This window comes from Stenotrophomonas sp. SbOxS2, from assembly GCF_013416715.1.
GTDB classification, from domain to species: domain Bacteria; phylum Pseudomonadota; class Gammaproteobacteria; order Xanthomonadales; family Xanthomonadaceae; genus Stenotrophomonas; species Stenotrophomonas lactitubi.
Genome location: NZ_JAAVXD010000004.1, coordinates 1 through 18,986, shown reverse-complemented (window position 1 = coordinate 18,986; position 18,986 = coordinate 1). Strand labels below are relative to the sequence as shown.

At 65.7% G+C, this 18,986-nt stretch carries 23 protein-coding genes and 1 tRNA gene; 14 read left to right on the top strand and 10 right to left on the bottom strand.

Annotated features, from left to right (window positions below; all coding sequences use genetic code 11):
• Window positions 1–139: 139 nt before the first annotated feature.
• The 5 genes from tolB (at window position 140) to queC (ending at window position 4,448) form a co-directional block, all read left to right on the top strand.
• Window positions 140–1,459 carry a Tol-Pal system beta propeller repeat protein TolB gene (tolB, locus tag HFK18_RS08095; protein ID WP_100460130.1) on the top strand — a complete coding sequence of 440 codons (1,320 nt, stop codon included), beginning with the start codon at window positions 140–142 and terminating at the stop codon, window positions 1,457–1,459.
• A 64-nt stretch (window positions 1,460–1,523) separates the two neighbouring features.
• Complete coding sequence (gene pal / locus HFK18_RS08090) at window positions 1,524–2,042, top strand: peptidoglycan-associated lipoprotein Pal (protein ID WP_180165669.1); 519 nt, start codon at window positions 1,524–1,526, stop codon at window positions 2,040–2,042.
• A gap of 3 nt (window positions 2,043–2,045) precedes the next feature.
• On the top strand, window positions 2,046–2,864 hold the full coding sequence (ybgF, locus tag HFK18_RS08085; RefSeq protein ID WP_180165667.1) for a tol-pal system protein YbgF: 819 nt from the start codon (window positions 2,046–2,048) through the stop codon (window positions 2,862–2,864).
• Window positions 2,865–3,003: 139 nt separating this feature from the next.
• A complete protein-coding gene (gene queE / locus HFK18_RS08080) occupies window positions 3,004–3,705 on the top strand; it encodes a 7-carboxy-7-deazaguanine synthase QueE (RefSeq protein WP_100553344.1) in 702 nt (233 codons plus the stop codon).
• 77 nt (window positions 3,706–3,782) lie between these two features.
• Window positions 3,783–4,448: a 7-cyano-7-deazaguanine synthase QueC gene (gene queC, locus HFK18_RS08075; protein ID WP_180165665.1), complete on the top strand. Its 666-nt coding sequence runs from the start codon at window positions 3,783–3,785 to the stop codon at window positions 4,446–4,448.
• A 72-nt stretch (window positions 4,449–4,520) separates the two neighbouring features.
• Here the strand turns inward: queC and HFK18_RS08070 are convergent, their stop codons facing one another.
• Complete coding sequence (locus HFK18_RS08070; RefSeq protein ID WP_180165663.1) at window positions 4,521–5,480, bottom strand: DUF2268 domain-containing putative Zn-dependent protease; 960 nt, start codon at window positions 5,478–5,480, stop codon at window positions 4,521–4,523.
• Window positions 5,481–5,626: 146 nt separating this feature from the next.
• Here HFK18_RS08070 and HFK18_RS08065 point away from each other — a divergent pair.
• Window positions 5,627–5,702, top strand: a tRNA-Lys gene (locus tag HFK18_RS08065).
• Between the two features lie 218 nt (window positions 5,703–5,920).
• Here the strand turns inward: HFK18_RS08065 and HFK18_RS08060 are convergent.
• Complete coding sequence (locus HFK18_RS08060) at window positions 5,921–6,154, bottom strand: hypothetical protein (RefSeq protein WP_025874663.1); 234 nt, start codon at window positions 6,152–6,154, stop codon at window positions 5,921–5,923.
• An 88-nt stretch (window positions 6,155–6,242) separates the two neighbouring features.
• Entirely contained in the window at window positions 6,243–6,749 is a 507-nt protein-coding gene (locus HFK18_RS08055; protein WP_100553302.1) for a hypothetical protein, read from the bottom strand.
• 85 nt (window positions 6,750–6,834) lie between these two features.
• Between HFK18_RS08055 and HFK18_RS08050 the strand changes: the two genes are divergently transcribed.
• From HFK18_RS08050 to HFK18_RS08020, 7 genes are all read left to right on the top strand, one after another.
• Complete coding sequence (locus HFK18_RS08050) at window positions 6,835–7,095, top strand: YdaS family helix-turn-helix protein (protein ID WP_025874662.1); 261 nt, start codon at window positions 6,835–6,837, stop codon at window positions 7,093–7,095.
• Window positions 7,085–7,513, top strand: a complete 429-nt coding sequence (locus HFK18_RS08045) for a hypothetical protein (protein WP_100553301.1) — start codon at window positions 7,085–7,087, stop codon at window positions 7,511–7,513. The genes HFK18_RS08050 and HFK18_RS08045 overlap by 11 nt, the downstream gene beginning before the upstream one ends.
• A 124-nt stretch (window positions 7,514–7,637) precedes the next feature.
• Window positions 7,638–7,835 (top strand): hypothetical protein, encoded by a 198-nt coding sequence (locus tag HFK18_RS08040; RefSeq protein WP_025874660.1) that lies wholly within the window; start codon window positions 7,638–7,640, stop codon window positions 7,833–7,835.
• The gene (locus tag HFK18_RS08035; protein ID WP_180165661.1) at window positions 7,832–8,368 is read left to right on the top strand and encodes a lysozyme; all 537 of its coding nucleotides are present in this window, start codon (window positions 7,832–7,834) and stop codon (window positions 8,366–8,368) included. Before HFK18_RS08040 ends, HFK18_RS08035 begins: the two co-directional genes overlap by 4 nt.
• Before the next feature lie 3 nt (window positions 8,369–8,371).
• Entirely contained in the window at window positions 8,372–8,836 is a 465-nt protein-coding gene (locus tag HFK18_RS08030) for a lysis system i-spanin subunit Rz (protein WP_180165659.1), read from the top strand.
• 146 nt (window positions 8,837–8,982) lie between these two features.
• Window positions 8,983–9,828, top strand: coding sequence for an alpha/beta hydrolase-fold protein (locus HFK18_RS08025; protein WP_180165657.1), 846 nt, complete (start codon window positions 8,983–8,985; stop codon window positions 9,826–9,828).
• A gap of 87 nt (window positions 9,829–9,915) precedes the next feature.
• Window positions 9,916–10,854: an alpha/beta hydrolase-fold protein gene (locus HFK18_RS08020; RefSeq protein ID WP_180165655.1), complete on the top strand. Its 939-nt coding sequence runs from the start codon at window positions 9,916–9,918 to the stop codon at window positions 10,852–10,854.
• Window positions 10,855–10,955: 101 nt separating this feature from the next.
• Here the strand turns inward: HFK18_RS08020 and HFK18_RS08015 are convergent, their stop codons facing one another.
• Both HFK18_RS08015 and HFK18_RS08010 read right to left on the bottom strand, forming a co-directional pair.
• Window positions 10,956–11,378 (bottom strand): response regulator, encoded by a 423-nt coding sequence (locus tag HFK18_RS08015; RefSeq protein ID WP_100553296.1) that lies wholly within the window; start codon window positions 11,376–11,378, stop codon window positions 10,956–10,958.
• A 92-nt stretch (window positions 11,379–11,470) separates the two neighbouring features.
• Entirely contained in the window at window positions 11,471–12,208 is a 738-nt protein-coding gene (locus HFK18_RS08010) for a CPBP family glutamic-type intramembrane protease (RefSeq protein WP_257216113.1), read from the bottom strand.
• A gap of 180 nt (window positions 12,209–12,388) precedes the next feature.
• Here HFK18_RS08010 and HFK18_RS08005 point away from each other — a divergent pair, with 180 nt between their 5' ends.
• Window positions 12,389–12,712, top strand: coding sequence for a zf-TFIIB domain-containing protein (locus HFK18_RS08005; RefSeq protein WP_180165652.1), 324 nt, complete (start codon window positions 12,389–12,391; stop codon window positions 12,710–12,712).
• A 6-nt stretch (window positions 12,713–12,718) separates the two neighbouring features.
• Here HFK18_RS08005 and HFK18_RS08000 read toward each other — a convergent pair whose 3' ends face one another.
• The 5 genes from HFK18_RS08000 to recQ all read right to left on the bottom strand — a co-directional run bounded on the left by HFK18_RS08000 (window position 12,719) and on the right by recQ (window position 18,522).
• On the bottom strand, window positions 12,719–13,231 hold the full coding sequence (locus HFK18_RS08000; protein WP_180165650.1) for a GNAT family N-acetyltransferase: 513 nt from the start codon (window positions 13,229–13,231) through the stop codon (window positions 12,719–12,721).
• Window positions 13,232–13,312: 81 nt separating this feature from the next.
• Complete coding sequence (locus HFK18_RS07995; protein WP_180165648.1) at window positions 13,313–14,278, bottom strand: copper resistance protein B; 966 nt, start codon at window positions 14,276–14,278, stop codon at window positions 13,313–13,315.
• Entirely contained in the window at window positions 14,275–16,089 is a 1,815-nt protein-coding gene (locus tag HFK18_RS07990; RefSeq protein WP_180165647.1) for a copper resistance system multicopper oxidase, read from the bottom strand. The genes HFK18_RS07995 and HFK18_RS07990 overlap by 4 nt, the downstream gene beginning before the upstream one ends.
• A gap of 75 nt (window positions 16,090–16,164) precedes the next feature.
• Window positions 16,165–16,551 (bottom strand): CopL family metal-binding regulatory protein, encoded by a 387-nt coding sequence (locus tag HFK18_RS07985; RefSeq protein WP_180165645.1) that lies wholly within the window; start codon window positions 16,549–16,551, stop codon window positions 16,165–16,167.
• Window positions 16,552–16,716: 165 nt separating this feature from the next.
• Complete coding sequence (gene recQ / locus HFK18_RS07980; protein WP_099818829.1) at window positions 16,717–18,522, bottom strand: DNA helicase RecQ; 1,806 nt, start codon at window positions 18,520–18,522, stop codon at window positions 16,717–16,719.
• Window positions 18,523–18,986: the final 464 nt, after the last annotated feature.

The following is an 18,986-nucleotide window of genomic DNA, read 5'->3' as shown; positions in this document are numbered from 1 at the left end:
AGTTGGCCGCGACGTTAACGGCATGTGAGAGAACCGGCTGGCACTGACCCGGAATTCACGTACCCTTGGTTCATGATTGCGAAGCGGTTCACTGCCGTTTTGCTATCCCTCGTTCCGGTTTCCCTTTTTTGAGCTCTCCATGAAGAAGATGCCTCGCTGGCTTGCCGTGTTTGCGGCTCTGTTGCTGCCCTTTGCTGCCGTCGCGCAGCAGAAGGGGCTGGATATCGACATCATCGGCGGCAATGCCTCCGCCCTCCCGATCACCATCGTGCCGATGCCCTACCAGGGTTCGGCCGCCGCCCCGCAGACCGACGTCGCCGGTGTGGTCCGTGCCGATCTCGAGCGTTCGGGCCAGTTCCGCACGCTGCCCGAAGCGCAGATCGTGGAAAAGCCGATCCGTGGCGGTGACATCCAGTTCGCCACCTGGCGCGCGCTGAAGCAGAACTACATCGTCGTCGGCCGGGTCATGGATGCCGGCGCCGGCGCCTACCGCGTCGAGTACGAACTGTTCGACGTGCCCAAGGGCGAGCGCCTGCTGGGCCTGGCGATGACCGCGCGCGGCAACGCCATGCGCGACGTCGCCCACCAGATGGCCGACGCCATCTACGAAAAGATCACCGGTGTCCGTGGCGCCTTCTGGACCCGCATCGCCTACGTGACCGCCAGCGGCAAGGGCGACGCCATGCGCTATGCGCTGATGGTCGCCGATTCGGACGGCTTCAACCCGCAGACCATCGTGCGTTCGGCGGAGCCGCTGCTGTCGCCGTCGTGGAGCCCGGATGGCAACAAGCTGGCCTACGTCAGCTTCGAGCGTGGCAACTCCGCCATCTACATCCAGAACATCTCCACCGGCGCCCGTGAACTGGTCACCAGCTTCCGCGGCATCAACAGCGCACCGGCCTTCTCGCCGGACGGCCGCAAGCTGGCCCTGACCCTGTCGCGTTCGGGCAACCCGGAAATCTACGTGATGGACCTGGGCAGCAAGCAGCTGACCCAGCTGACCAACCACTTCGCCATCGACACCGAGCCGACCTGGGCCCCGGACGGCAGCGCGGTGTACTTCACCTCTGATCGCGGCGGCCGTCCGCAGGTCTACAAGGTCGGGGCCGGTGGTGGCAGCGCCGAGCGTGTGACCTTCCAGGGCAACTACAACGCCAAGCCGTCGGTGTCCTACGACGGCAAGAAGATCGCTGTCGCCCAGGGTTCGGGCAACAGCTACAAGATCGCGCTGATGGACAGCTCGCTGGGCTCGCCGCGCTGGAGCACGCTGTCGCCGGGTTCGCTGGACGAATCGCCGAGCTTCGCGCCCAACGCGAGCATGGTGCTGTATGCCGCCCGTGAGGGTGGTCGTGGTGTGCTGTACGCCGTCTCGGCCGACGCGCGCGTGCGCCAGCGCCTGGTCCTGGCAGACGGTGATGTGCGCGAGCCGGCATGGTCCCCATACCGTACCCAGCGCTAAAAGAGTGTTAATATTTTCTCTGTATTGAACCCCTCATCGGCTTAGGAGCCACAAAGGTATCGCCATGAACAAGTCCACCCGCGTTCTGCTTGTTTCCCTGCTGTCCGTGGCCGTCCTGGCCGGTTGCTCGAAGAAGGTCAAGGAAGAAGTCCCGGCTCCGGTCGATACCGGCACCTCGACCACCACCCCGACCGGTCCGTCCACCTCCGGCCTGTACGGCCCGGGCGATCTGGACACCGATGCCTGCCTGCGTCAGCGCGTTGTCTACTTCGACCTGGACAAGGAAGAAGTGAAGCCGGAATTCCAGGCCATCATGGCTTGCCACGCCAAGTACCTGCGTGACCGTCCGTCTTCGCGCATCACCCTGCAGGGCCACACCGACGAGCGCGGTTCGCGCGCGTACAACCAAGCTCTGGGCGAGCGTCGTGGCAACGGCGTCAACTCGGCGCTGCAGGCCAACGGTGGCTCGGCTTCGCAGCTGACCGTCGTGTCCTACGGTGAAGAGCGTCCGGTCTGCACCGAGTCGAACGAGTCCTGCTGGTCGCAGAACCGTCGCGTCGAAATCGTCTACACCGCGCAGTAATCCATGCGCCTTGGCATCAAACTGATGCTGGTCGTTGCGGCAGCCCTCGTGGCTGCCGCACCGGCGCATGCACAACGTCAGAGTCTGGCCGACCGTGTCGGTTCGCTCGAGCAGCAGATGTACAACAACAGTGCCAACCAGGACCTGTTGAACCAGATCAACCAGCTGCGGCAGCAGGTCACCAGCCTGCAGGCCTCGATCGAGCAACTCCAGCACGACAACGCCCAGCTCAAGCAGTCCGCCCAGGACCAGTACCTGGATCTGGACAGCCGCCTGAACCGGTTGGAAGGGGGCTCTGCCGCCCCGGCCCTGCCTGCTGTTCCGGCGAGCGCACCGAAGGCTCCTACAGCCCCGGCAAAACCCGCAGCGGCGGCCACTTCCGAGCGGCCGCCTTCCGTCCATGGTGACCCGGGCAGCCTGGCCGTCACCGGTGACGAGCGTACGTCCTACAACGTGGCTTTCGATGCGTTGAAGGCAGGCAAGTACGATGATTCGGCGCAGCTGTTCCTGAGCTTCCTGGAGCTGTACCCGAACGGTGTCTACGCCCCCAATGCGCTGTACTGGCTGGGCGAGAGCTACTACGCTACCCGCAATTTCCCGATGGCCGAGTCCCAGTTCCGCGAACTGCTCTCGCGCTATCCCACCCACGACAAGGCCGCAGGTGGCCTGCTCAAGGTCGGCCTCTCGCAGTATGGCGAGGGCAAGGTCGACCAGGCCCAGCAGACGCTGGAGACCGTCGTGGCGCAATACCCGGGCTCGGATGCCGCGCGTACCGCGCAGGACCGCCTGCAATCGATCCGCCTCGGCAATCAGATCCGCTGATCCGCTGACCGGGCGTACAATACGCACCCTGGCGCCGGGCTGACTCCCGGCAGCCTCCTGTAGAGCCGAGCCCATGCTCGGCTGCTTTCGTTTCCGGCGCCGATACATCCGTCGCCCGTCCCATGAAGAATTGTTTGCCATGACCGCCGTTTCCCCGTCCGCCGCCGTCGCCACGCCCAGCGAAATCGTGCAGTCGCCACTGCCGCGCCTGAAGATCACCGAGATCTTCACCTCGCTGCAGGGCGAAGCCGATACCGCTGGTTGGCCGACCGTGTTCGTGCGCCTGACCGGTTGCCCGCTGCGCTGCCAGTACTGCGACACCGCGTACGCCTTCCACGGCGGCACCTGGTGGGACATCGATGACATCGTCGCCGAGGTGCTGGCGCAGGGCGTGCGTCACGTCTGTGTGACCGGCGGCGAGCCGCTGGCACAGAAGCGCTGCCTGGTGCTGCTGCAGAAGCTGTGTGATGCCGGCCTGGATGTGTCGCTGGAAACCTCCGGTGCGCTGGACGTCGGCGCGGTCGATCCGCGCGTGTCGCGTGTGGTCGACATCAAGACCCCCGGCTCGGCCGAGGTCGCCCGCAACCGGCTGGAGAACCTGCCGCTGCTGACCACGCGCGACCAGATCAAGTTCGTGATCTGCAACCGCGAAGACTACGACTGGGCCAAGGCCATGGTCGCCGAACACGAACTGGTACAGCGCACGATGGTGTTCTTCTCGCCCAGCAAGGGCGAGATCACTGCCCGCCAGCTGGCGGACTGGATCGTGGAAGACCGGTTGCCGGTGCGCTTCCAGATGCAGTTGCATAAGATTCTCTGGAATGACGAACCGGGCCGCTGAGCCCGTTTGTTGTTCCTTGATGTAGTTCCGGCGCGGGACAGCGTGCTGGCTTTTCCCCCAAACCGGATGATTTACCCATGAAGAAGGCAGTCGTGCTTCTCTCCGGCGGCATGGATTCAGCCGCCGTCATCGCCATGGCCCAGGAACAGGGCTTCGCCGTGCATGCCCTGAGCGTGCGTTACGGCCAGCGCCATACCTCCGAGCTGGATGCCGCCGCGCGCGTGGCCAAGGCCCAGGGCGTGATCGTGCACAAGACCGTGGACGTGGACCTGCGCAGCATCGGCGGCTCGGCGCTTACCGATGACATCGATGTGCCCGAGGCGGGCGGCGAAGGCATCCCGGTCACCTACGTGCCGGCGCGCAACACCATCATGCTGTCGTTGGCCTTGGGCTGGGCCGAAGTGCTCGGTGCCAACGACATCTTCTGCGGCGTCAACGCCGTGGACTACTCCGGTTACCCGGATTGCCGTCCCGAGTTCATCGCCGCCTTCCAGACGCTGGCCAACCTGGCGACCAAGTCGGGCGTGGAAGGCGCGGGCATCACCGTGCATGCGCCGCTGCAGTTCCTCAGCAAGGGCCAGATCGTCAGCGAAGGCGTGCGCCTGGGCGTGGACTTCGGCCTGACCGTGTCCTGCTACAACGCCGATGCCAACGGCGCGGCCTGTGGCCATTGCGACGCCTGCCGCCTGCGTGCGCAGGGCTTCACCGACGCCGGCGTGGCCGACCCGACGCTGTACGCCTGAGGTAATGGGGGCTGATGCCCCAATGGTAGGTGCCAACCTTGGTTGGCACTGTGCGCCGGGCACGGTCCGGCGCTACCGCTGCTGCAACCACCCCGACGCCTCGATAAACGCCCGCACCGTGGCCGGATCTGTGTAATCCAGCTCGATCATCCGCGCGATCCCCGCCTTCTCCTCGGCCTGCTGCCGCATGTACTCCTGCGCGATGCGATACCCCGCGTAGTAGCCCACATCACTCACCCCGAACGCGTTGCGGGCGTTGTTGTACAGCCAGTTGTCCAGATCATCGCCGTCCATCTCGGCGATGAAGCGAGTGCGGATGTCGGATTCGTGCAACGGCCCGTAGGTGTACAGCGGCAGCGCCGGTCGGCGACCGCTGATCCGTTCGGCGATGTACTCGGCCACGCCTTCGAGCACCGCGTACTGCGCAAGCGAGCCGGTGGTCTCGCGCTGCTGGGTGTGCACGTACTCGTGCAGGTTGTTCTGCGCGTTGTTCGCGCCGGGAGTGCTGTCGTAGAAGACCCGAAGGCGGCTGCGCAACGGCTCCGGCAGTTCACTGACATCCACGCTTGCATCGCCGAGTGCCATCTCCGCGCCTATCAGCACCTGGTTGCCCAGCGTGGTGCCACCTGTGCGCAGCACGCCCACGGCATAGGTGATGCTGGCCGGGCGCAGGGCGGGGTAGAGCCTGCGGAACGCCGCCAGATCCCGCTCAAGCATGGCGCTGGCCTGCTGGGCGTTGGCGGTCAGCGGCCGCACCGAGGCCCAGAAGCGCGGCCAGGCGAGCATTGCGTCGGCGTACTCGACGGCGGTGTAGTTGCGCACCTTCATCAGTGCATGCAGGCCGGCACTACCCGGCTCGATGTAGTGCTGCCGGACCAGGGCCACCCGCTGCGCGCCATCGGGCTCGGCAAGCACCGCATCGTAGGTACTCCAGAATCGGGCGATGTCATCTGTCTGTACCGATGGGGTCGCAGCAGTGGTGATGGCGCAGGGCAGGAGCAGGCAGGCGTACAGACAGAAGGACAGGCGCATCCGTGGCTCCGAAGGAAGAAGGATCGTGGATGAGATGCGTCCGGTGCATGGAACGGTTTAACTGCAGGCCGATACTGCAATGATTTCTCTCTGCCGCGCAAAGTAGGGTAGAATGCCCACCCCGCCGACAGGCAGGGATGTTGCATGGGCCGTTAGCTCAGTCGGTAGAGCAGAAGACTTTTAATCTTTTGGTCGATGGTTCGAATCCATCACGGCCCACCATCGTAGACAGCGCCGGCATCATCTGCCGCGCAACCCAGAAAGCGCCGAGAGGCGCTTTTTTGTTGCCCGCGTGCGGCCACGGTCGGCCACGCCCGCGACGCTGGCGCAGGAAATCTTCCAGCAACACCGAATAATTACCTTTAAGGTAATTAATTTGGGCATATGAAGTAATGAATCGTGCGACTCTGGCCGGTCAGAATCGACCGGCCAGGTCTTTTTCAACCGTAGTGCGCGCGTAGAAGCCCGGCGTCGTGGAAGGAAATCCCCTCGCGGATGCACTCCTCGGCGCGTTCCATGTCCTTGTGCAGCTGGATCAGGGCATCGTCGGCGAGCTGGTCGATGTCCACCACTCCGCAACAGGCCTGGTCGATCACATGCTGCATCGGCTCCCCCCAGCGCCGCCGTACGTTGCGGATCATGCGGCAATGCCACTCGCGCATGATGGCGTCCATCCGCCGTTCCCCCGGGGCTGCATGCGCCTCACCGGCCACCACCCGCAAGGCCGGCGCCGGGCTGCGACCGCCGCGCAGTTCCTGGGTCCTAGCGGCCAACCGCTGTGCGAGCTCCTCGAGTCGCGTGTGAGTCATCCTTCGCCTCCCTGATCCGTTTTGCCAGAAGCTTCGTCAGGTCGAGCACATTGTCCGGCGCCGAAGGCTGACCGAACGCGTCCACGACCATGAATGCGGTCTCCAGCAGCACAGGATCGTAGATCCATTCCGGTGGATCGCCGACCAGCTCCAGGTAGTGCGAAAGCACCTTGACCGCAGCGCTCATCTTCTCGAAATCCAGTCCCGTAGATTGAGACTGAAGCGACACATCAACGTCCTGATCGGCACGGTCGAGCGTGCCGTGCGGGAGCTGCATTGCCGACTCGAGATCGCGGGCCAGGCGATGGCCGATGCTCTTCGGGTTGCTCTCCGAAATCCACTGGCTGACCTGGGGCTGCGCCCAGCGGGTGCCGCCGAACAGGCGGGCCCATTCGGCCGGGCCGCCGGCAGCGGCAACGCGGAGGCGCATGTTGAGGGTGCGGGCGGTACTGGCGTCCATCTGTAGATGGTGCTCTGCATTACCAATCCAGCAAATGACCAAAACGGTATTGACTATCCATTACCTTGACGGTAATGTGTGGGCCATGAACCTCATCGACTACGCCATCTCCCAAGGGGGCTACGGCACCCCCAGTTGCCCCGTGATGCGCCGTCTGGCCCACCAGACCGGCTGTGCGCTGCGGACCCTCTACATGATCGCCCGCGGCCACAAGTTGCCCGGTGCCCGTCTGTGCCGACGCATCGAGCTGGCCACGGCCGGCGCGGTCCGCCGCGAATTCCTGCGCCCGGATGTGTTCGCGCCGGGTCCGTCGTCCATCCAAGGAGAAGCCCACCATGCAGCTTGATACGTTCGGCGAATACGTCCGCAGCCGTCTGGAGCACTGGGGCGGTGAGTACGCCCTGCATCGCGACTGCGAATACCTGGGCTTCCAATCACGCAACCTGCTGGCTGTCCTGATCGAGCATCGCGGCGACATGCCTGGCCGTGCGCAGGGGTACAAGCCACTGGAGACGGATCTGCTGGCGCAGCAGATTGAAGACATCATCACCGCAGTTGCCCGTGACAACGTGGCGATGGCCTGCGCACTGCGTGGCTACTACTGCGGTCGCGGCCGTCGCAAGGTCGAGCGCTTCGAGACCGCCAATCTGCTGCTCGCCAACTGCGGGCAGCGACCGGTCTCCAACCGGCATTACCTGAATCTGGTCGAGCTGGGCTTCCAGCGCGTGCGCGGCTGGATGGAAGGCATCGCCCAGGCCGCATGAGCGGTGGGCTCAACTTTCGCCCGTCTCCCGACCGGATGAACCCTCGCGCCCAGCCGGCAGCGAGACGGGCACCTCTCCCGGCCACCTCCGTACGTCGTGGCCAGCATCGAATCCTGGACTTTCCATGAAAGAAGAAATCTTCAGCGCAGTGGGCGCAGCGGCGGCCAAATCGGCTCCGCCGGTAACCGTTGCCGGTGCACTTGCCGCCGGCATAACCCTGGACCGCCTGGTGGTGGTCCTGACCATCATCTATCTCGCCGCGCAGATCGCTTACCTGTGCTGGCGCTGGTTGCGCGAGTGGCGGCGGAAGGGACGCGAATGAGCAGGCCGGCCACAGCGTTGCCTGTACGCCGTCTGGTTGCCGCGCTGGTCCTCAGTGCCGCAGGCCTGATCGCCATTGTCGAGCATGAGGGCTATACCGACGCGGCGGTGGTGCCGACCCGCAATGATCGGCCGACCTATGGTTTTGGCTCGACCCGACGCGAGGATGGCACGCCGGTGCGGCTCGGAGACCGGACTACACCGGTCCGTGCGCTGCGTACCGTGGAAGCACATCTGGCGCGCGAGGAATCGCAGTTCCGCGCATCGTTGCCGGGCGTCGCGCTGACCCAGGGTGAGTACGACACCTATGTCGACTTCCTCTACCAGTATGGGATCGGCAACTGGAATGGATCGTCCATGCGCGGGCACCTCCTGCGAGGTGAATACCGCCAGGCATGCGATGCGCTGCTGCTGTGGAAGCGGGCAGGGGGCTACGACTGCTCGACCCGGGTCAACGGACAGCCCAATACGGTGTGTTGGGGCGTATGGCAACGGCAGCAACAGCGTCATGCCCGCTGCCTGGCGGAGCAGTGAGGGATGCCACGCACATTGATCGCGATAGCGCTGCTGGTGCTGTGGTCGTCGGTGATGTTCGCGGCTGGCTGGGGCTGGCGTGGCGATCGCAGCGATGCCGCAAAGGCAGAGGTTGCGTCGCTGCAGCACGCCGAGGCAATGCAGGCCGAGCGCGCAGCACGCGAACGACAGGCGGTACAGACCGGGGCGATGGCCTCGCTGGGAGTACGACATGAACAAGATCGCGAACGTGCGGCCGAAGTGGAAGACGAGGTGGTCGCTGGCCTGCGTGCTGGCAGTCTCCGGTTGCGCAACGACCTCGCCGCCTGCCATACCGGTCGCCTGTCCGACGCCACCGCCAGCGCCCGCGAACGTGATGCGGGCGCCCAACTACGAGCAGAGGTTGCGGCGGCGCTTGTTCGAATCGGACGCGACGCCGACGACCAGATCAGGAGCTGCCAGGCGGTGATCGCGTTGGACCGGCGTTGAAGGCGTGCGGGTCGGGGTGGGGTCAGACCTTCGGTAACCCATGACGAGCGTTCAGCAGCGGATCTTCGCAATCGGGGTCGAGATGAAGTCTGCCGTGCGATCAGCGTGGCGTTATGCTCAGCGTCTTTCCCAGGATGGGCCGCCCCATGCGTTTGATCGTGCTGTCGCTGTTGTTGTCCGCAATCTCCGCCGCGCCGCTGATGGCCGCCGAGTCTGCGGCTGAGCCGGCGGTCGCTTCGCCGCTGGCCATCGGCGAAACCTTCACCATCGAATCCAAGGCGCTGGGCGAAACCCGCCGCATCAACGTGTACCGCCCAAAGCCATGGGGCCTGGACTCGAAGACGCCGCTGCCGGTGATCTACATGCCGGACGGCGGCATCGGCGAGGACTTCCTGCACGTGGCCGGGTTGGTGCAGGTGCTGACTGGCAATGGCAGCATGCGTCCGTTCCTGCTGGTCGGTATCGAAAACACCGAGCGCCGCCGTGACATGACCGGCCCCAGTCGTGATCCTGAGGATCAGAAGATCGCACCGCGCATCGGTGGCTCGGCGGCGTACCGTGATTTCCTGCGCGATGAACTGATGCCGCAGGTGCGCCAGCGCTACCCGACCACCGACGAGCGCGCGCTGATCGGCGAATCGCTGGCGGGCCTGTTCGTGGTCGAGACGCTGCTGCAGGAACCGACCTTGTTCAACAGTTATATCGCGCTGGATCCCAGTCTGTGGTGGAACCGCAGCGCTTTGCTGTCTGGCGCAGGCAAGCAGTTGCCGTCAGTTGCCCGCAGTGGCGCACGGCTGTTCCTGGCCAGCAGTGGTCAGCCGGAGCTGGCCGCGTCGAGCGCACGCTTGGCGGCAGTGATGCAGCAGGCATCACCGGCAACGCTGGTGAAGTACCAGCCGCTGCCGGAAGAGACCCACGCGACGATCTATCACCCCGCGGCACTGCAGGCCCTGCGGACGCTGTTCCCGGCACCGCCGCCGGCTTCGCCCTGAGAGTGGCTTGGCGTACGGCAACGCGGCGTGTGAAGATGCGGTAGCGGCGCCACCTGCGTGCGCCGCCCGCAACGGGAGAGCGAACGGATGCAGCGTGTGCGTGGATGGAGTGTGGCGGTCTGCCTGGCCGTAAGTGGTTGTGCGATGTCGGTGGCGCCGCCGGCCGCGCAGGGTGAAGCGAAGGAGAGCGCGGCCACCGCTGTGCCGGGCGTGGTGCTGCCGGATACCGAAGCGCTGCGCGTGCACGATCCTGTTGGTCGTGATTATCCGATATGGGTGGCGCTTCCGGCCGACTATGCCGCGCATCCTGAAAAGCGCTATCCGGTGCTGTACGTGACCGATGCGCTGTACAGCTTCCCGTTGGTGCGCAGCGTGCGCAACCTGGTAGGGCAGCAGGGCGTCAACATCGAGGATTTCATCCTGGTCGGGTTGCCGCCGCAGGAAGGGCTGACGTCCAAGCAGAGCCGCTCGCGCGATTACACGCCCAGCAACCCGGTGCGCACGCCAGCCGGCTACTACAGCGATGATGTTATCTACGGTGGTGCCGCGCACTATCGCGACTTTGTGGCTGCGCAGGTGTTGCCGATGGTCGATGCGCGCTACCGTACCGATCCGGCCCGGCGCGTGTTCGCGGGTCATTCCTATGGCGCGCTGTTTGGTGCTTACGTGCTGACGACCCAGCCCGACATGTTCGGCACCTACATCCTGTCCAGTCCGTCGCTGTGGTTCGACCAGGGCCTGCTGCCGCGCATGCAGGACGCTGCCGTCATCCCGGCGCAGCCGACCCGCGTGCTGTTGTCAGTGGGCAGCTACGAGACGGTCAAGGAAGGGCCGCGCTACTCCACCGGCAACGACATGCTGCAGCAGGCCGCCGACTTTACTGCCCAGCTGCAGCGCAGTGGCCGCAAGCTGCAGGTGGAGAACATCGTGATTGATGGCGAAGACCATCTCACTGTGTATCCGCGGGTGATCACCCGTGCGCTGCTGCAGGTGCTTCCAGGCGAAGGACCGTATACCGGCGGTTGACGGCCAATTCCATCCACGCATGGCGTGGATCTACTGCGATGCGCACCGTTGCGTGAACGGAAAATGCTGCCAGTAGATCCACGCCATGCGTGGATGGGACCTCACGCTGCCTGTGCATCCGCCCCGGTCAACACGCCCACGTCCGCATGCCGGAAGCACAGCCGGATCGCATCCAGCAGCTCGCTCATGTTGTAGGGCTTGGGCAGGAAGTGGATGCCGTCCTGCAGCTGCGGCAGCACGGCATGCTGGTCCATGCCCGAGGTCACCAGGATCGGCAGCTCGGGGTACAGACCGCGCACGCGGTTGGCGGCCTCGATGCCACTGACCCGGCCGAGATTGACGTCGGTGAACATCAGGTCGAAGCGCTCACCGGCCGCCAGCAGGCCCAGCGCGGCTTCGGCGCTGCTCACGCCTGCGACGTGGCAGGCCTGGCTCTCCAGCGCCATCCGGCTCAGTTCACGGGTTTCCTCGGCGTCTTCGATCAGCAGGACGCGTGGTTCAACGTGGCGCTTGGACAGCAGCATGACGCAACAACTCCGGACGGCAGGGCATGAAAGGCGCGCAAGTATGCGCAAGCCCCCAGTGAGCCCCGTGTGCAGGATTGGCTAAGTGGGCGTTACAAGGCGTTGTTGCGCTGGCGGCGTACATTCCACGCCAGCGTTGCAACGGCCAGCAGCGCTGTGGCGATGCGCAGACTGGTGGCCTGCCAACCCAGCGCAACGGCGTCGTCGAGGCTGAACACATTCCAGGCCAGGTTCATCGATACGTGCAGGGCCAGGCCGCACCACAGGGTGTTGCCGTCGAGGTGGTCGAGCCAGGCGAAGATGAAGCCGCCGAAGGCGATCACTACACCGACGAACAAGGCCGTGCCGCCGCCGTCGAGCCCGCCGAAGCCAAGCCAGTGAACGATGCCGAACAGCACGGCCTGCGGCAGTGCGAGCAACGGCCAGGGTCCACGTACGATCTTCACCAACAGCACGAAGCCGAGGCCGCGGAACAGCACTTCTTCGGCCAGCGGGAACAGCACCGCCAGCATCGTGGCATCCAGCGCCGTCAGCGCCGTGTTGGGCGTCCCCAGCATGGCCAGCCCCAGCCAGCACGGCAAGCTGGCGAGCAGCACCCACAACGGGCCACGCGTGCCGTTTCGCCGCAGGCCGAGGCTGGCCAGCAGGCCCACGCCGCGGGGACGCAGCAGCGTGGCCAGCAGTAGTGCGGCCAGCACCGCCAGCGCGTTGTCCAGCAGGCCGCCTCCGTAGGGGATGGGTAGAGCGGGAATCGGCGCGCCCAGCGCGGCAATGATGTCGCGCACGTTCAGGCCGAGTCCAACGCCAAGCAGCACCAGCAACAGGCGCATGCCGGTGGGAATAGAGTCGCGGGCAGTCACATGCATTCCTTGCAGCGAGGTCGCGAGGCAGTCTGCAGGGCGGCGGACGTGGCGGCACGCGCCGGAAGTCCCTGTGCCATCGGTCATGCGTTGCCGCACAGTCATCCGCACGCAGGTACAGTCGAGGCCAGACCGACAGGAGCAATGCGAATGCTGTGCCCCGTGTGCAAGACCCAGACCCTGCAGATGGCCGAGCGCCATGGCATCGAGATCGACTACTGCCCGAGCTGCCGTGGCGTATGGCTGGATCGTGGCGAACTGGACAAGATCATCGAACGCGCCACCGATGGTGCAGGCGTCGCCATGCCGCCGCCAGGGCCCGCGCCTGTGCAACCGCAGGTCGCACCGCCGCCGGTGATGCACCGCGATACCCGTCATCTCGGCCAGCGCCATGATGACAACCGTGGCCAGTACAGCCAGGGTTACAAGAAAAAGAAGAAGGAGAGCTTCCTCTCCGAGCTGTTCGATTTCTGAGGTCGCTCAGGGCCGACGCAGGATGAACTCGCGGTCGCGGCTGTCGCCGACGATGAAGTCGTACTCGCCGGCCTTGCTGCAGCCGTAGCGCGCGTAGAAGCGCTGCGCGCCGAAGTTCTCTTCCCACACGCCCACCCACAGGGTGCGGCGCTGTGGCTGGTCCAGCCAGGCCATGAACGCATCCATCAGCCGCGCACCGTGGCCAGCGTTCTGGTGGCTGGACAGGATGTACAGACGCTTCAGTTCGACGTCGCCGTCGCGCGCGTCCGCATGCGGCAGGGTGTTGGCGCCGGCGGCCAGATAGCCCACCACCGTTTCGCCCTCCAGCAGCAGCCACACCGCGCTGCGCGGGTCGGATAGCTCGACCCGCTGCGGTGCGGTGCCGTAGTGATCCTGCAGGAAGGTGTGCAGGTCCTGCGGCGGATAGGAATCGCCCCAGGTTTCGGTATAGGTGGCGATGGCGATCGCCGACAGGGCGTCGACGTCGGCCAGGGTGGCGCGGCGGATGTGCAACGACATGGTGCAGCCTGCAATGGAACGTGCGGCAGTGTAGCCGGCCCCGGCGGTTGCCGGGGCTGGCTGCTGCTCATGATCCGCTGCTCAGAACCACATGCGGATGCCGGCGACCCAGCGCGTATCGCGTGCATGGTCGCCGGCATAGTCCGCCGTGTCGCCGAACGCGCGTTCGTGGCTGATGCCGATGTACGGCGCGAAGCGGCGGCTGAACTCGTAGCGCAGGCGCAGGCCGGCTTCGACCTTGTTGAGGCCGCGGCCGATGCCGTACTCGGGTTCATCCTTGCTGGCCACGGTGGCTTCCAGCAGTGGCTGCAGGATCAACCGGTTGGTCAACAACACGTCGTATTCGATCTCGGCCTTGGCCATCAGCTGGCCACCGGAACCGGCATACAGCGTGGCCGAGCTTTCGAACTTGTACGGCGCCAACCCCTGGATGCCGATCGCCGCCCAGGTGCGTGAATCGGCGGGGCGGAAGTCCTGGCGTACGCCGACCAGCACGTCCCACCACGGTGAAATGGCACGCCCGTAGAGTGCTTCCACGCTAGAGGATTCCGTGCGGCCCTGGCTGCGTTCACCATCGGTACGCAGCCACAGGCGGTTGATGTTGCCGCCGATCCAGCCGCTGGCCTCCCAGGCCTGGCCGTTGCTGCTCTTGCCGTCCCAGTGTTCGAGGCGGTCGATCAGCAGCAGGCTGTTGATCTCCGGGGCGTGCTCCATCGCACCATGCGCGATGGGCGGGAATGCGGCCGCACGATCGGCATCGGTGGGGACCGGGATCGGCTCGCGTGGCTCGGTAGGTGCGGGCGTGCCATGGCCCATTTTCGAGTGATCCATCGCGCCATGATCCATCGTTGAATGGTCCATCGCGCCGTGATCCATCTTCGAGTGGTCCATCTTCGAATGATCCATGTCGGCCGCTGCCGCTGGTGTGGTATCGGCAGGAGGCGAGGGCGCTGTCATGTCATGACCGGCATGGGACTGCGCGAACGCGGGCAGCGCGGCCAACATGCCGAGGGTCAACAGGCTCGGAGCAAGCAGGGAACGGCTCATTCTTCGATCCTCACTTCGCGCATCATGCCGGCTTCCATGTGGTACAGCAGATGGCAGTGGTAGGCCCAGCGGCCGAGCGCATCGGCGCGCACGCGATAGGTGCGGCGGGTGCCGGGCGGCATGTCGATGGTGTGCTTGCGCACCTGGAATTCGCCCTGTGCGTTCTCCAGGTCGCTCCACACACCGTGTAGATGGATCGGGTGCTGCATCATCGTGTCGTTGACCAGCACGATGCGCATGCGCTCGCCGTAGTTCAGGCGCAGCGGCTCGGCACCGGCGAAGGGAATGCCATCGAATGACCAGGAGAACTTCTCCATGTGGCCGGTCAGGTGCAGCTCGATCTCGCGACCGGGCTCGCGGCCATCGGGGTCGTCGAACAGGCTGCGCATCGCACCATAGGTGAGCACCTGGCGGCCGTTGTCTCGCAGGCCGATGCCGGGGTCGTCCAGCTTCGGCTCGGTGGCCGAGCTCTGCATGTCCACCAGCGGATTGTTGCGCTCACTGGCCGGATGCTTTGGCGCCTTGCTGGCGGCATCGCTGCCGCCGCCATGCGCACCGTGGCCCATGCTGGCTCCACAGCCGCCTTCCATGCCTTTCATTGCTGCCATGTCGTGGCCACCATGGCCACCGCTGCCCATGTCGTGACCCATGTCGCTCATCGTCAGCAACGGGCGCGGGTCGCGCGCAGGAATCGGTGCCTGCAGGCCATGGCGCACGGCGAGGGTGCCGGCGGCATAGCCGGTGCGGCCCATGTCCTGGCAGAAGATGGTGAAGGCATCCTGGCCGCTGGGTTCGACCAGTACGTCGTAGGTTTCGGCCGGGGCGATGCGGAACTCGTCGATGCTGACCGGATGGATGTACTGGCCGTCGGCGGCGACCACGGTCATCTTCAGGCCGGGGATGCGTACGTCGAAGTAGGTCATCGACGCGCCATTGATGAAGCGCAGCAGCACCTTTTCGCCACTGCGGAACAGCCCGGTCCAGTTGCCGGCCGGCGCAGTGCCGTTCATCAGGTAGGTGTAGGTGTGCGCGTTGATGTCGGAGATGTCGCTGGGCGTCATCCGCATCCGGCCCCACATGCCGCGGTCGGACAGTGCGGCCGACCAGCCATCGCGACGGGCGTCGCGCAGGAAGTCAGGCAGGGTGCGCTTGTAGTAGTTGTCGTGCTCGGCGAGCTTCTTCATGCGCCGGAACAGCGCGCCAGGATCCATGTCGGTCCAGTCGGACAGCATGATCACGTGCTCGCGGTCATGCCGGTAGGGCGCCGGTTCGGCCGGGTCGATGATCAGCGCACCGTACAGCCCTGCCTGTTCCTGGAACAGCGAATGGCTGTGATACCAGTAGGTGCCGGATTGCTTGAGATCGAAGTGGTAATGGTAGGTCTCGCCGGGGCCGATGCCGTTGAAGCTCAGGCCGGGTACGCCATCCATGTTGGCTGGCAGCAGGATGCCGTGCCAGTGGATGGAGGTGGGGTGCTGGCCGAGCGTGTTGCGCACGAACAGGTCCACGGTCTGGCCTTCGCGCCAGCGCAGGATCGGTGCCGGCAGCGAGCCGTTGACGGTGATCGCCGGGCGGGTGCGGCCGGTGAAGTTGGCCAGCGACTCGCCGATGGCCAGTTCAACGCGGGTATCGCTGATGACCGCCGGCGCGCCGGCCAGGCGTGGCGCGGCAGAGGCGGCGGCAAGCGCGCGCTGCGGGACGCCGGCTGCGGCGATGCCGGCAACCACGCCGCCAGCAGCGATGCCCTGCACGAAAAGACGGCGCGAAGGCATGGGCACAACGCCCGGGCCAGGAGGAATACGGGTACTCATGGTGGTGACTCCAAACACGGAAAGACGCCAGCGCAGGGCCGGCTTCAGTGCGCAGCGCGCACGAGGCGTGTTGGATCAGCCGATGGGAGGGCGTGAGATCGGCGGCAGCGGCGGTGCCGGGCGGCCGTTGGCCGGCATCGGCTGCGGGGTCAGGGATAGACCGGGGCCGGCCAGGAACGGCAGTGCCTGCACCGCCAGCAGCGGGTGCTGGGCGCAGCTGCGCACGCAGTCCTTGATCTGGCAGTGCGCGTCATGGGCGGGAGCCTTGGCCTGCGGCGTCTCGTCGGCGGTCATGCCGGCGTGGTGGTGGCAGTCCGCGTCGCCCTCATCGGTCATGGCCGAGGTCATCGCATGGGCCATGCGACCCATGTCCTCGTGTCCGCTGGCCATGGCCGCGTTCAGCCCGTTGAGCAACAGGCTGAGCATGAGCACGACACGGAGCAGGGTCGAGGCGAGGGACATGGCGTCAATTTAGCCGCAAGCGGGGCCGGATGCACTTCATGCTGAATGGTGCGTTCAAGGTTGGAGCTGCACCAATGTAGTGCCGAGCCCATGCTCGGCTGCTTCTGCGCGAACGGCAGCCGAGCGCGGGCTCGGCTCTACAGGGGCATCAGCGTACGGTTGGCGCTACCCTTCCTCGCGCACAATTTCCACCAACCTCGGGCCATAGCGGCTGAGCTTGGTGCCGCCGATGCCACCGACCCGGGCCAGTTCGTCCAGCGAGGTCGGGCGCTGTTCGGCGATGTTGCGCAGGGTGCTGTCGTGGAAGATCACGAAGGCCGGTACGTTCTGCTCGCGCGCCAGCTCGGCGCGCAGGCCGCGCAGCGCATTGAACAGGGCCAGGTCCTGTGGCAGCACCGACAGGCCGGTGCGCTGCGCACTACGTTCGCGACCGGTACTGGCACTGACCGCATCACGGCGCATGCTGATCTGGCGGCGACCGGTCAGCACATCGCGGCTGGCATCGGTCAGGCGTAGGCCGCCGTGGCCCTCGCTGTCCACTTCCAGCAGGCTGGCGGCCACCAGCTGGCGGAACACGCTGCGCCAGGTGCGCGCATCCAGATCGCGGCCGATGGCGTAGGTGCTCAGCTTGTCGTGGCCCTGCTGCTTGACCTTCTCGTTCTCGCTGCCACGCAGGACATCGATCAGGTGGCCGACGCCGAAGCGCTGGCCACTGCGGTACACACAGCTCAGAGCCTTCTGCGCGGGGATGGTGGCATCCCAGGCCGCAGGCGGGGTCAGGCAGTTGTCGCAGTTGCCGCAGGGCTTGGGATAGGTTTCGCCGAAACCGGCCAGCAGCACCTGGCGGCGGCACTGCATCGATTCGCAGTAGCCCAGCAGGTGATCGAGCTTGGACCGCTCCAGCTGCTTGCGCTCCTCGCTGGCCTCGGACTGCTCGATCATCTGCTTGAGCAGCACCACATCGCCCAGGCCGTAACAGAGCCAGGCCTCGGCGGCCTCGCCATCGCGACCGGCGCGGCCGGTCTCCTGGTAATAGCCTTCCATCGACTTGGGCAGGTCGGTGTGGGCGACGAAGCGCACATCCGGCTTGTCGATGCCCATGCCGAAGGCGATGGTCGCGCACATGACGATGCCGTCTTCGCGCAGGAACCGACGCTGGTTGTTGGCACGCACTTCCGAGGGCAGGCCGGCGTGGTAGGGCAGGGCGTTGAAACCCTGCGTACACAGGAACTCGGCGGTTTCCTCCACCTTGCGCCGTGACATGCAGTAGACGATGCCGGCCTCGCTGCGATGGCTGCGCAGGAAATCGCTCAGCTGCTTGCGGGCGTTGTCCTTCTGCACCACGGTGTAGCGGATGTTGGGGCGGTCGAAGGAACTGACGAAGTGACGTGCTTCGGCCAGGTCCAGGCGCTCGGCGATCTCGCGCTGGGTCGGCGGGTCGGCGGTAGCGGTCAGGGCAATCCGCGGAATCTCCGGCCAGCGCTCGTGCAGGACGGTCAGCTGCCGGTATTCGGGGCGGAAGTCGTGGCCCCATTGCGACACGCAATGGGCTTCATCGATGGCGAACAGGGCGATCCGGCTGCGCGACAGCAGCGACAGGAAGCGGCCGGTCAGCAGGCGCTCGGGGGCGACATAGAGCATGTCCAGCTCACCGGCGAGCAGTTCGCGCTCGACCCGGGCGGCGGTTTCTGCGTCCAGGGTCGAGTTCAGGAATTCGGCGCGCACGCCGAGCTGGCGCAGGGCTTCGACCTGGTCCTGCATCAGCGCGATCAGCGGCGAGATGACGATGCCACAGCCGTCACGCAGCAGGGCGGGCACCTGGTAGCACAGCGACTTGCCGCCACCGGTAGGCATCAGCACCAGGGCATCGTGACCGGCAGCCACATGCTCCACGATGTCCTGCTGCGGACCACGGAAATCGTCGTAACCAAAGACGCGGCGGAGCAGGTCGTGCGCGGGACGGGAAGCCATCCGGCTAGTTTACCCCGGCGGGGGAGTCGGCAGGGCTGCGCCCTGCACCTGCTACGAGCCAGAGCAACGTCAAAGGCAACAGCCGGCTCTGGGGTGATCCGTGGTTTGGCGGGGCGGTGTCGGAGTGCGGGGACGCCGCAAGTACGTCCCTGTAGGCTTGGCCGCGGCATCCATGCCGCGGACACCCCGCAATCCGACACCGCCCCGCCTTCGACAGTTTCCCGGTGGCGGTGGGTCCATCCACGCCATGCGTGGATCAAAATCCATCGAAATCGAATATTTCGAGATCGAAACGAAAAGAGCCGAGCATGGCTCGGCTCTACCAGGGCAGGCAGATCGCGGAAAACTGTCGAAGGCGGGGTGGGTCCGGTTGCGGGGGCGTGAGCGCCATGGATGGCGCGACCGAGCCTCCATGGACGGATTGCGGTGGTCTAATCAACTTGGACACTCGATAGGATCATTTT

Excerpts from the sequence above, each read along its gene's own strand:
- tolB (WP_100460130.1), top strand. The coding sequence starts at position 140 with ATGAAGAAGATGCCTCGCTGGCTTGCCGTGTTTGCGGCTCTGTTGCTG.
- pal (WP_180165669.1), top strand. The coding sequence starts at position 1,524 with ATGAACAAGTCCACCCGCGTTCTGCTTGTTTCCCTGCTGTCCGTGGCC.
- ybgF (WP_180165667.1), top strand. The coding sequence starts at position 2,046 with ATGCGCCTTGGCATCAAACTGATGCTGGTCGTTGCGGCAGCCCTCGTG.
- queE (WP_100553344.1), top strand. The coding sequence starts at position 3,004 with ATGACCGCCGTTTCCCCGTCCGCCGCCGTCGCCACGCCCAGCGAAATC.
- queC (WP_180165665.1), top strand. The coding sequence starts at position 3,783 with ATGAAGAAGGCAGTCGTGCTTCTCTCCGGCGGCATGGATTCAGCCGCC.
- HFK18_RS08070 (WP_180165663.1), bottom strand. The coding sequence starts at position 5,480 with ATGCGCCTGTCCTTCTGTCTGTACGCCTGCCTGCTCCTGCCCTGCGCC.
- HFK18_RS08060 (WP_025874663.1), bottom strand. The coding sequence starts at position 6,154 with ATGGACGCCATCATGCGCGAGTGGCATTGCCGCATGATCCGCAACGTA.
- HFK18_RS08055 (WP_100553302.1), bottom strand. The coding sequence starts at position 6,749 with ATGGACGCCAGTACCGCCCGCACCCTCAACATGCGCCTCCGCGTTGCC.
- HFK18_RS08050 (WP_025874662.1), top strand. The coding sequence starts at position 6,835 with ATGAACCTCATCGACTACGCCATCTCCCAAGGGGGCTACGGCACCCCC.
- HFK18_RS08045 (WP_100553301.1), top strand. The coding sequence starts at position 7,085 with ATGCAGCTTGATACGTTCGGCGAATACGTCCGCAGCCGTCTGGAGCAC.
- HFK18_RS08040 (WP_025874660.1), top strand. The coding sequence starts at position 7,638 with ATGAAAGAAGAAATCTTCAGCGCAGTGGGCGCAGCGGCGGCCAAATCG.
- HFK18_RS08035 (WP_180165661.1), top strand. The coding sequence starts at position 7,832 with ATGAGCAGGCCGGCCACAGCGTTGCCTGTACGCCGTCTGGTTGCCGCG.
- HFK18_RS08030 (WP_180165659.1), top strand. The coding sequence starts at position 8,372 with ATGCCACGCACATTGATCGCGATAGCGCTGCTGGTGCTGTGGTCGTCG.
- HFK18_RS08025 (WP_180165657.1), top strand. The coding sequence starts at position 8,983 with ATGCGTTTGATCGTGCTGTCGCTGTTGTTGTCCGCAATCTCCGCCGCG.
- HFK18_RS08020 (WP_180165655.1), top strand. The coding sequence starts at position 9,916 with ATGCAGCGTGTGCGTGGATGGAGTGTGGCGGTCTGCCTGGCCGTAAGT.
- HFK18_RS08015 (WP_100553296.1), bottom strand. The coding sequence starts at position 11,378 with ATGCTGCTGTCCAAGCGCCACGTTGAACCACGCGTCCTGCTGATCGAA.
- HFK18_RS08010 (WP_257216113.1), bottom strand. The coding sequence starts at position 12,208 with ATGCGCCTGTTGCTGGTGCTGCTTGGCGTTGGACTCGGCCTGAACGTG.
- HFK18_RS08005 (WP_180165652.1), top strand. The coding sequence starts at position 12,389 with ATGCTGTGCCCCGTGTGCAAGACCCAGACCCTGCAGATGGCCGAGCGC.
- HFK18_RS08000 (WP_180165650.1), bottom strand. The coding sequence starts at position 13,231 with ATGTCGTTGCACATCCGCCGCGCCACCCTGGCCGACGTCGACGCCCTG.
- HFK18_RS07995 (WP_180165648.1), bottom strand. The coding sequence starts at position 14,278 with ATGAGCCGTTCCCTGCTTGCTCCGAGCCTGTTGACCCTCGGCATGTTG.
- HFK18_RS07990 (WP_180165647.1), bottom strand. The coding sequence starts at position 16,089 with ATGAGTACCCGTATTCCTCCTGGCCCGGGCGTTGTGCCCATGCCTTCG.
- HFK18_RS07985 (WP_180165645.1), bottom strand. The coding sequence starts at position 16,551 with ATGTCCCTCGCCTCGACCCTGCTCCGTGTCGTGCTCATGCTCAGCCTG.
- recQ (WP_099818829.1), bottom strand. The coding sequence starts at position 18,522 with ATGGCTTCCCGTCCCGCGCACGACCTGCTCCGCCGCGTCTTTGGTTAC.